We start from the raw sequence: 8,177 nt of genomic DNA on the forward strand, positions 1-8,177 counted from the left end.
CGGGGTGATGGGGTGGAAAGCCCTAAAGGCAATACGCGGACGCTTCGATTAGGCAGATGTAAGGGCTCCCAATGAGCCAGAGGCAGTATGCCCCATCATCAAGGATCATGAATTACACCATCCCAGCGAAGTGCAATACGAGACCGGCTATCGCGCAGCCTGCCAGCACAGTAGCGGGCCCAATCTTGAAGCGAAACACCGCGACAAGCGCGGCCAGCACCAGTGCCGCAGCCGCCAGATTTATCGACGACCAGACGGGCACATCGAGATGGAGGACGAAGGTCGTGATTGTCCTGACTTCCTCGAAGATGACGTGCAGGCCAAACCAGACGGCAAGGTTCAGGATGACACCCACGACGGCGGCCGTGATCGCGGTCAGGGCTGCTGTTAGCACTTTGTTGTCTCGCAAGCGCTCGATGAACGGGGCACCTAGGAATATCCAGAGGAAGCAGGGTGTGAACGTCACCCATGTCGTCAGCAGCCCGCCCAGCGTTCCCGCCATCAAGGGCGATATGCTGCCCGCATCGCGAAAGGCTCCCATGAAGCCCACGAACTGCGTCACCATGATAAGTGGCCCGGGCGTGGTCTCGGCCATGCCGAGCCCGTCCAGCATCTCGCCTGGAGCAAGCCAGCCGTAGTTCTGCACCGCCTCTTGGGCGACATAGGCCAGCACCGCATAGGCGCCGCCGAAGGTCACCACAGCCATGACGCTGAAGAAGCCCGCGATCTGGGCAAAGACATTGGCCGGACCGAACACGGCGAACAACAGGGCGACAGGAGCCAGCCAGAGCAGGAGGAACACTGCCGATATGCGGAACGCCCAAGCCCGGTTGACCTGCGTGTGATCCGGCGACTCTTCGCCCAGCAGGGTATCGGCGTCATCGACCTGGACGCTACCCACCTTGCCGTGTCCGCCGCCACCATGGAATGCTGGCAGACCCGCACGCGCGCCAAAAAAACCGATCAGGCCTGCAACGAGGATGATGAGCGGGAACGGAATGGCGAAACCGAAGATCGCCACGAAGGAGGCGGCGGCGATGGCGACCATCGCCCCGCTCTTGAGCGCACGCGAGCCGATGCGAATGACCGCCTGCACCACGATGGCCAGCACCGCGGCCTTGAGCCCGAAGAACAGCGCCTCGACCGGGCCGACATTGCCGTAGAGCGCATAGATCCAGCTCAGCGCCATGATCGCCGCGACGCCGGGCAGCACGAAGAGGACGCCCGCGATGATGCCGCCGAGGGTGCGATGCATCAGCCAGCCGATATAGACGGCGAGTTGCATGGCTTCCGGTCCCGGCAGCAGCATGCAGTAGTTGAGCGCGTGAAGGAACCGTTTCTCACCCAGCCAGCGCTGCTCTTCGACGAGGATGCGGTGCATGAGCGCGATCTGGCCTGCTGGACCGCCAAAGCTCAGCAGGCCAATGCGGGCCCAGATACGGGTAGCCTCCGCCAGGGTGGGGTACGCCCTGTCCTGCATCATTCTGCCTTCGGCTTGTTGGATGGCCAGTTGTGAGTCTCGTCGCTGGCATCCCGCGCCCATCGATAGAAGGCGTCGTATAGAAGCATCCCGGCTTCGAGCTGTTCCAGATCGTCGGAATACATCCTCGACAGACCGAGTGAAGCGGCAAGAAGCCCTGCCGCCTCGGGCGCAATATCCAACCGAGCTGTATCGGCCCCGCGCACGATGGCTGCGAGCCGATCGAGGGCGGGAATGCTCAAGCCAAATTCGGCCAGAATCACTTCGAATGTGCAGAGCTCGCCTCGGTGGCTCCAGAACACATCCTCGATGTCGAAGGGCGCCGCATTGTAGCGTTCGGCGACACCCACCACCTCGGCGGGCGCCACGAACAGGATGACGGCGCGTGGGTCGAGAAAGCGACGGATCACCCAGGGGCACGCGATGCGGTCGATCTTGGGCCGCGAGCGCGTGACCCACATGGTGCGGCCCTGCGCGTCGCGCGCAGGCAGCTTCGCCGGATCGATCAGCGGCTGCCCGGCAGAGCGCCAGGCCTCGAACCCGCCCTCGAGATATTCGGACGGGCAACCTTCGGCGCGAAGCAAGGCGGCAGTGCCCTGACTGCGCCTGTGACCGGTCTGACAAACTGCGATCGACGGCTGCCCGCCGAGTTGTTCCGCAAGGGCGGCAAGGGCCTGGTCATCTACCCGCGTGGCACCGGGGAGCAACCTGGGATCGGCCGCGAAATCTTCTTCCGACCGCACATCGAACACGTGGGGTGCGCGCGGGGTTCCGATGATGCGGGTGAGTTTGTCGGATGAAATGGCATTGGGCGCAGGCATTTGCGTTCCTCCGTCGCCGGGGTTGAAAAGGAACGCGATCTTCAGCTGGCGCCTTGTGGGGAGCTCGCAATCCCCATGGGCTGCAATTACCGACATCCGGGGCTGATCGTCAACATGGCATAGCAGCCAAAAACACAGATCGCCTCCACCGTATGGCAGCTGCCCGAGCGAGAAATGAGAACTGTTTGGCGACAGAGATGGTGTCGGCAGCAGCCGAGCGGCATCGCGCCCCATTCCGGCCCCTTGATCGGCCCTGGCGACCTCCTAGAAGCCGTCTGTCCGCGAGTGCAGCCGCGACGACAGGCAGCGCGTGCCTATTAGCGATTGTCCCAACATGCGGACTTAGTGTCTCGATGAGGCGGCATTCCCCCACCGTCCCTGCTTTGGTTGTCGTTGGCGGAGGGGCATGCCCCGGATCGCTGGGACCTGATTGGCGGAGCACTGGCGTTGGTCGCCGCCGCCATCATTGTATTTGCGCCGAGGGGCTGAGCCCGCTCAGGCGCGAACGGCGGCGCCCCTCGGGGACATCTGCAGCCAGAGGATCGCTGCCGCCGCCGCAGCCAGCCAGGGCAGAAGCCATACGTTCAACGCCTGCCAGCCGATGGTGTTCTGCAGCACCCCGGCGCTGAGCGATGCCGCCAACCCCACGACAAAGATGGTGAGGTCGTTGGTCGCTTGCGCCTTACCTTTCTCGGCTGTCGTGTAGGTCCGGGTCAGCAGGTTCGTGCCACCGATATAAAGAAAGTTCCAGCCCACGCCGAGAAGGATCAACGCGGCGGTGAAGCTGTAGAACCCGGTCCCCGACAGGACTAGCAGCACGTGAGCGGTGAGCAGGACGATGCCGGCAAGCATTATCCGCAAGACACCGGATCGCGCGATCAACGATCCGGTGAAAAACGACGGCAGAAACATGCCGAGCACGTGGAGTTGAATGACCGTCGCAGTCGCTGTCAGGTCGTGGTCGTGGTGTGTCATCGCCAGGGGAGTGGCAGTCATCGCCAGGATCATGATGCCATAGCCGGTGACCGCGCCGAAGAGGGCTACCAAATACGTTGGCTGGCGCACGATATCGCCGAGGGGCCGGACCGCAGCACGCTCATCGGCAGTATCCACTGTCCTCGGGACGTTCACCCCCATCAGCACGCCGACTGCGATGGCCGACGTTGCCGCTAGGAACAGAAATGAAGCGGTGTACATTGGCTGCATCAGTTCGCCGCCCCACCGGGCCAGCAGCGGACCGACCAGGGCTGCAACCACTCCGCCAGCAAGCACAAGCGAGATGGCCCGGGGCCGGAAACGATCGTCCGCCACTTCACCGGCAGCGAAACGATAAAACTGCGCGAAGCCCTGGTAGCCTCCCGCCAGGAACGTGCCGGCGCACAGCAGCGCGATCGACGAGGTCATCATCCCACCGGCTGCCAGCAGGCCGCCTAATGTGCCCAGGCTTGCTCCGGAGACGAAGCCGATCTTGCGACCCACACGTGTCATCCACATCGAGGCGGGAACGGTCGATACCGCCGTGCCCAGGAACATGGCTGCGATGGGAGCGGTGGCGAGTTCGGGCGATGGCGCCAGAATGCTGCCAGCAAGGCCGCCGATGGTCATCACCAGGACGGAGACGATCTGGAACAGGGCCTGCGCGGTTGCCAGCAGGAAGACTTGTCGGTGCATGGGCTGCATGGTTGCGGTTCCTCGGTCCCAACTATGACGACGCGACGGCATTGCCCGCCGCCACCCATTCGGGCATGCCGTCTTCAAGGCGCCGGGCACTGAACCCTTGTGCCCGAAGGCGCGACACAGCCTCAAAAGACATGACGCAGTATGCTCCACGGCAGTAGGCGACGATGTCCTTTTCGGGGTCGAGCGTCGCCAGGCGGGCGTCGAGTTCGGAGAGCGGCACGTTCAACGCTCCGGGCACATGGCCCAGCGCGAATTCGTCGGCAGGACGGACGTCGAGCACGGTGACCATACCGTCGCGCAGGCGACCGCTCAGCTCCTCGCGGGTGACCGGCTCGAGGCTATCGCGCTCTTCGAAATAGCCCCGGACAATCTTGTCCACTTCGGCCAGATTGTTCTCTGCCACCCGCCGGATCGCCTTCATGGCCGCCAGGACACTGTCGTCAGCCAGCCTGTAGACCACGAACTTTCCCTGCCGCTCCGCTGCGACCAGCCCCGCCCGCCGCATGGTCTGCAGGTGCTGCGAGACATTTGCGATGGGCGCCCCAAGCTTTTCTGCGAGCAGATCGACGCTGCGCGGCCCCTGGCCGAGTTGTTCGATCAGCTCGAGCCGTTGGGGGTGACCCAGCGTCTTGGCGACCAGGGCGAACTGCTTAAACAGGGCGAGCTTCGGTGAAGGACTTGACATCAGATCACTGCTCAATCATTCAATTGAAATATTGAATATACCAACACAGATCCATCCACAAGGGTTGATCCAACGGAGTGCCATCATGATCCTGCGCCAGTTTCTACACTTCGATCCCGTAGGGGCGTCCTATCTTCTGGGCTGCGGCGGCAAGGCATCAGCGGCGGTGATCGATCCAATCGGCCCCGTCGAGCCTTATCTCGAAGCTGCCGCCACCACCGGCATGAAGATACTCTACGTGATCGATACGCATATCCATGCCGACCACATCTCGTCCGGTCGTATCCTGGCGGAGGCGAGCGGCGCCAAATATGTGCTGTTCGCTGGCGCGTCCTGGCGGCCAAAGGACAGGTTCTGCTGTGCGGAAGCTGCTTGGACGCAAGGGGTCTCGCTCAGGCCGATGTCGTCGACGGAGCGGCCAGAAGCACCATGGATGCCTTGGCGGCGGCATCAATGACCGCCGACAAGGTCCTAGTTTTTTAGTCGCGCACTTTGCCCTGCCGCTATGCGCTTGGTCTTGGCAGTTCACATTCCAGAAGGGACCGTTGTCCGAACAGGGATATGAGATGACGGGTCTCCCCGCGGTAGCACTTCGAGGGGGACCTGGGTCCAAACGCACTGCACCACTCTTTCAATTTGTTGATGGGTATGTTGGGTCCGGCGCAAGGGTCGGCTATCACGCAGATTGATATCCACGGAGGGTGACTATGGAATTGGTGCAGAGCCGTGGAAGCGGTCGTATCCGAGCTGGCTTCCAAAGGCTATTTGCCACTCCGGCCATGCCGCCGAAAGCGGGCCGAGCCTTATTTGAACGGCCCTGGCCTATAGTCGTTTTACTGGCGCTGCCGGCTGCAGCCATGATGGCCGGAAGTGACTACACCCTCGGTATCTGGATGCAGTCCTTTCCAGAAGACCTGCTGCCCATCGCACACTTCGTCACTGACCTCGGCGAGGGTGTCGAGGTGTTGGTCACCACCGGACTCTTGCTCTTGTTGAGCGCGCTGGTCCCGGTGATCTCTCTGAGACGCCGTGTGAAAGCAGGACTGAACGCCGTTACCGCTGGGGCGGCTTTCATATTTCTCTCGGTGGCGGGTGGCGGCCTCCTGGCGCTGGTGCTCAAATATGCAATAGGCCGGGCTCGTCCGGTCCTATTGGACAGCGAAGGCTACCTTTCATTCCAGCCCTTTGCGATGCACTCCGACTTCGCCGCACTTCCCTCCGGGCATTCGGCAACGGCTGCGGCAATGGCACTTTCATTGGCGCTGGTTTTTCCGCGCCTTCGGGCGCTCTTCGTCACCGCAGGCGTTCTTATCTGCGTGTCCCGGCAACTGGTCGGCATGCATTGGATGAGCGACACGCTGATGGGTTGGGCGGTTGGCGCGGCCTTCACATATTGGCTTGCGCATGTCTTCGCCCGTCGTGGCCTGATGTTCCGCTATGATGATTTTGGCCGCCTGCGGCCGAGGCGAACACGGTTTGCCCCGGCCCGGTTCTTCCGTCGATCGGCCCTCAGATCAGCGTAAGCAGCGCTCCACCTAGGCCGAGCAAAACAACCACAATCCACGGGGCGGTTTTCCACACAGTCAGCAGCAGGAAGCCGGCAAGGGCCAGAGCAAAGTCGGCGGGTGTGAGCACGGCGCTGGTCCAGACCGGATTGTAAAGAGCTGCTCCCAGGACGCCAACGACCGCGGCATTGGCACCGCGCATCGCCGCTTGCGCGACTGGCCTGGTGCGGAATGCATCCCAGAACGGCAGGGCACCGACCACCAGCAATAGACCCGGGAGGAACACCGCCACCAAGGCTATAGCAGCGCCCATTGGGCCCGCGGGCTCAGGTTGCATTACCGCGCCGAGATAGGCGGCGAAGGTGAAGAGCGGACCCGGAACGGCCTGGGCCGCGCCATATCCGGCCAGGAAGGCATCGCTCGACACCCAGCCGGTTCGCACCACTTCGGTTTCGAGGAGCGGCAAGACCACGTGGCCACCACCAAACACCAGTGCGCCGGCCCGATAGAAGGCGTCGAAGAGGGATAGGGATTGCGAGGATGCAAGAGCCTCGACGACCGGAAGCCCGACCAGCAGGATGAAGAACACAGCAAGCGCCGACCATCCCACTGCCTTGGGCACACCGAATGCAGGGTGACCAACTGGGTTGGGTGGCATCCCCCTGCAGAGCCACAGCCCCAGGAGACCACCCCCGACAATCGCCGCAACCTGGCCGATGGATCCGCTGACAAAGATGACCAGCAGAACGGCGAACAGGGCGATGCCGGCCCGCTCGCGGTCAGGAGCCAGGGTCCTGGCCATGCCCCAGACGGCCTGGGCCACGACGGCAACAGCCACCAGTTTGAGGCCGTGGAGAATGCCCGCGCCGACCTTGCCTTCGAACCAGCTTGCCCCAAAAGCAAAGAACAGCAGGAGCAAAGCCGAAGGCAGGGTGAACGCTGACCAGGCCGCCAAGGCGCCCAGCGGTCCACCCCGCAGCAGGCCCAGGGAAAAGCCTACCTGGCTTGATGCCGGCCCAGGCAGGAACTGGCAGAGCGCCACGAGGTCGGCATAGCCTTCCTCGCTGATCCATTTGCGACGGGTGACCAGCTCGTCGCGAAAGTAACCCAGATGGGCTATGGGTCCACCAAACGACGTCAATCCCAGCTTCAGGAAAACGCGAAAGACCTCTCCTGCTGAGCCACGGGACGTACCTTCCGTGGTGTCAGGATTTGCTACTGCCGACCTCATGAAACAGCTCCCCGATCTTGTCGCGAGCTGCTTGCAGGCCCTCGATGCCGTAAGGTGTTGCGCGATAGACCCGCCGCACGGACCGCCCGACCCGCTCGCTCCTGGACGTGAGATACCCCTTGCGCTCCATTGCGTGCAGCATTGGATAAAGCGTGCCCGGGCTGATTTTGTAGCCGTGATGGGCGAGTTCCTCGATCATCCAGTGACCATAGAGATCCCCTTCCGCCGCATGATGCAGGATATGCATCCGGATGAAGCCTGCCAGCAGTTCCTGGTGTTCCATGCTGCAATCGCATTGAGTTCCACACAATCGAATCTCGATATCGGGAACCGATTGTACGAAGAGGTTGTTATCCTGACAACTCATCGCGCGATGAGTCCACGGCAATCATAGGAGGCTTTCATGGCCAGCGAAACAGACCGCGATCCACGCCACCAAACCCAACAGATGCAGCAGCGCCTTCAGGAGCTGATGGACCACCTGCGCCAGGACATTGAGAAGGTTGATGAGCCGCAGCTCAAAGCCATGTTCGAGACGTCGGCCGAGGTATTGGGCGGCATCAAGAAGGCGTTTAGCGACTACGAAAGCAAGAACGAAAGCGCCTGGCGATAGACGAAATGGTGGAGGTACGGTGACACTGGCGGCAGGCGCGTCTGCAGCAAATTTCCTTGTTCGGTCGCTGCAATATGGTGGGCGACAATAGCCAATCAACAGAGCGAGGTCTTTGGGTGCCGGGAGAATTGAACGTAGCTCCTAAGCCAGTAATGCTAGCTA

General features: G+C 62.2%; 10 protein-coding genes and 1 pseudogene. 5 read left to right on the plus strand and 6 right to left on the minus strand.

Annotated features, from left to right (window positions below; all coding sequences use genetic code 11):
* Positions 1-112: 112 nt before the first annotated feature.
* Both chrA (JEQ47_RS20385) and JEQ47_RS20390 read right to left on the minus strand, forming a co-directional pair.
* Positions 113-1,480, minus strand: a complete 1,368-nt coding sequence (gene chrA, locus JEQ47_RS20385) for a chromate efflux transporter (protein ID WP_052732092.1) — start codon at positions 1,478-1,480, stop codon at positions 113-115.
* Positions 1,480-2,301: a chromate resistance protein ChrB domain-containing protein gene (locus JEQ47_RS20390; RefSeq protein ID WP_198878263.1), complete on the minus strand. Its 822-nt coding sequence runs from the start codon at positions 2,299-2,301 to the stop codon at positions 1,480-1,482. Before JEQ47_RS20390 ends, chrA (JEQ47_RS20385) begins: the two co-directional genes overlap by 1 nt.
* Positions 2,302-2,688: 387 nt before the next feature.
* Here JEQ47_RS20390 and JEQ47_RS20395 point away from each other — a divergent pair, with 387 nt between their 5' ends.
* Positions 2,689-2,790 (plus strand): hypothetical protein, encoded by a 102-nt coding sequence (locus JEQ47_RS20395; protein ID WP_407931798.1) that lies wholly within the window; start codon positions 2,689-2,691, stop codon positions 2,788-2,790.
* Positions 2,791-2,796: 6 nt separating this feature from the next.
* On the opposite strand, the gene JEQ47_RS20400 is transcribed toward JEQ47_RS20395, so the two are convergent.
* On the minus strand, positions 2,797-3,981 hold the full coding sequence (locus JEQ47_RS20400) for an MFS transporter (RefSeq protein ID WP_236021044.1): 1,185 nt from the start codon (positions 3,979-3,981) through the stop codon (positions 2,797-2,799).
* A gap of 22 nt (positions 3,982-4,003) precedes the next feature.
* Entirely contained in the window at positions 4,004-4,666 is a 663-nt protein-coding gene (locus JEQ47_RS20405) for an ArsR/SmtB family transcription factor (RefSeq protein WP_046110301.1), read from the minus strand.
* Positions 4,667-4,751: 85 nt separating this feature from the next.
* Between JEQ47_RS20405 and JEQ47_RS20880 the strand changes: the two are divergent.
* The 3 genes and pseudogenes from JEQ47_RS20880 to JEQ47_RS20415 form a co-directional block, all read left to right on the plus strand.
* Positions 4,752-4,973: pseudogene (locus JEQ47_RS20880) on the plus strand (MBL fold metallo-hydrolase); the annotation flags it as partial.
* 65 nt (positions 4,974-5,038) lie between these two features.
* Positions 5,039-5,149, plus strand: a complete 111-nt coding sequence (locus tag JEQ47_RS20885) for a hypothetical protein (RefSeq protein ID WP_236021046.1) — start codon at positions 5,039-5,041, stop codon at positions 5,147-5,149.
* A 224-nt stretch (positions 5,150-5,373) separates the two neighbouring features.
* The gene (locus JEQ47_RS20415) at positions 5,374-6,189 is read left to right on the plus strand and encodes a phosphatase PAP2 family protein (protein WP_051961021.1); all 816 of its coding nucleotides are present in this window, start codon (positions 5,374-5,376) and stop codon (positions 6,187-6,189) included.
* On the opposite strand, the gene chrA (JEQ47_RS20420) is transcribed toward JEQ47_RS20415, so the two are convergent.
* Together chrA (JEQ47_RS20420) and JEQ47_RS20425 are read right to left on the minus strand one after the other, a co-directional pair.
* Entirely contained in the window at positions 6,176-7,402 is a 1,227-nt protein-coding gene (gene chrA, locus JEQ47_RS20420; RefSeq protein WP_198878264.1) for a chromate efflux transporter, read from the minus strand. The genes JEQ47_RS20415 and chrA (JEQ47_RS20420) overlap by 14 nt on opposite strands.
* Complete coding sequence (locus JEQ47_RS20425) at positions 7,377-7,685, minus strand: PadR family transcriptional regulator (RefSeq protein ID WP_035086534.1); 309 nt, start codon at positions 7,683-7,685, stop codon at positions 7,377-7,379. The genes chrA (JEQ47_RS20420) and JEQ47_RS20425 overlap by 26 nt, the downstream gene beginning before the upstream one ends.
* A 120-nt stretch (positions 7,686-7,805) precedes the next feature.
* Here JEQ47_RS20425 and JEQ47_RS20430 point away from each other — a divergent pair, with 120 nt between their 5' ends.
* Positions 7,806-8,015, plus strand: a complete 210-nt coding sequence (locus JEQ47_RS20430) for a hypothetical protein (protein WP_035086491.1) — start codon at positions 7,806-7,808, stop codon at positions 8,013-8,015.
* Positions 8,016-8,177 lie beyond the last annotated feature (162 nt).

This window comes from Devosia sediminis (assembly GCF_016411825.1).
GTDB lineage: Bacteria > Pseudomonadota > Alphaproteobacteria > Rhizobiales > Devosiaceae > Devosia > Devosia sediminis.